At 33.1% G+C, this 1,684-nt stretch carries 2 protein-coding genes; both read right to left on the reverse strand.

Features of this window, described 5'->3' with window-relative positions; translation table 11 throughout:
* Positions 1-632 precede the first annotated feature (632 nt).
* Positions 633-824 (reverse strand): hypothetical protein, encoded by a 192-nt coding sequence (locus AYJ55_RS22585; RefSeq protein WP_063657713.1) that lies wholly within the window; start codon positions 822-824, stop codon positions 633-635.
* A gap of 207 nt (positions 825-1,031) precedes the next feature.
* Positions 1,032-1,514: a replication/maintenance protein RepL gene (locus AYJ55_RS22590; protein WP_187153343.1), complete on the reverse strand. Its 483-nt coding sequence runs from the start codon at positions 1,512-1,514 to the stop codon at positions 1,032-1,034.
* Positions 1,515-1,684: the final 170 nt, after the last annotated feature.

The raw sequence follows: 1,684 nt of genomic DNA on the forward strand, positions 1-1,684 counted from the left end.
TATGTTTTAACATAAAATGAAATATGTTCATTTGAAGCCCAGTAACTCCTTTATTACATAGGTCATTTATAACCTTTATAAAATCAGGCTCTTGAGTTATTTCCCCTGTTTCTAGGTTTACATGTCTACGTCCCATATCGGCCTCATTTAAATAAATTTTAAAGTTAACTATAATAATAAAAAAAATTATTTCAAGTTTTTTTTAAAGTTATTAAATAAAAGTTTTCATATCCTAAAAATAACTTTTTTAATTATTAAAATAATTATATAGTTATTAATAATGATTATTTAGTTATTAACATATAATCATATAGTTACCTTAACTAATTATATGATTACCAAAATTTATTTAAAATACTGATTTATATATAACTATTTATCTATCTTAGATTCTTTCTTGTTTTTCAGGAGTTACAAGACAACTCAGTAGCAACAAACTAATTTCCGCTTCCTCGTCGACGGTGTTCGGTGCTCGCAAGCTAAACTTAGAAAGAAAATTAAAAAATAATCCAAAAAATCCTTAAAATTAAAACGCCCACCGCTCGCCACAGCCAAGTGACCGAGCAACGCGAGCGAACGGGCGAGGAAGCGGAAGATAACCGGAAATTAAAGGGAACACAGTCACGCGAAAATCACAAAATACTAATTTCTTCCAATCTGGGCGATTTGTAAAAACAGCAATTTGCGCCGTCAGTCTCAAAGATATGTTGAGAGGCCAATTTCTTGGCAGCTATTTTCGTCTCAGAGGAAAGATAGATGAAATTTGTTGTCTTACCCTTCTCGTGGTCAACGTTAGTGATGATGGTTGCTTTGAAGTATTTCATGCCGCACCCCCAACTCGCTGGAGAATTCGGGCACGCTGACGAAGGGTTAAATTGCGTGAGGTTCGAACGAATAACTCGATGATTTGATTTTGCGCTTCAATTACGCGCACACGGAAGGTACTATTTCCCATAGTCCGACTCCTAGTACTGTTAGGGTTTGGATTAGCTAACTTTTGGGATCACCATTCCCATCAGTTAGCGACTAGTTTATAAAATTCTTTCTGTAGTAATTTCTCTACCGTCTTCTGAATATTTAATTTTTAATTCAAATGCTGATCTTTGTTCTATGATGGACTTCCATTCTCCCCTAGCAAAAAATTTAGGGTTGGCTAAATATTCATTTCCTCCCTCACTCAGAACAAATCCTTTTTTTACAAGAAGAGCCAATCTATTTCTTAGAGTCCCATCTTTAATACTAAGTTGGTCACACATTGATTTTCTATATCTGGTTGAAAGAGTCATATAACCATCATAATCGAGCTTTCTAAGCATAAGAAACAAGACGTTTTTTAATGAGTCAGGAACTTTAATCATTGAACATATATCATCAATATACATTTTCACATATGGCGGTTCAGATGAATAACGAGATAATGTTGTCTTTGATTCAGAAATTATTTCTCCAGTGTTTATATCCACAGTGTCTTTTTTTTGCTCATAAAATGCAGTTTTTATTCTCTTTTTAGTCACCATGTCTTGTCCGCATATGTCACTCTATATAACGTGACAATTTACATACAAAAATATACCTTGTCAATAAGGTATTTTAATACCTTTTTTAAAAGGTGTAAATGTATCTTTCAGAAGTTACAAGTGTAACTCCATAACGGTACATATATACCCTTGTGAAGTGATAAAAA

This window comes from Candidatus Arsenophonus triatominarum (assembly GCF_001640365.1).
Taxonomy (GTDB): domain Bacteria; phylum Pseudomonadota; class Gammaproteobacteria; order Enterobacterales; family Enterobacteriaceae; genus Arsenophonus; species Arsenophonus triatominarum.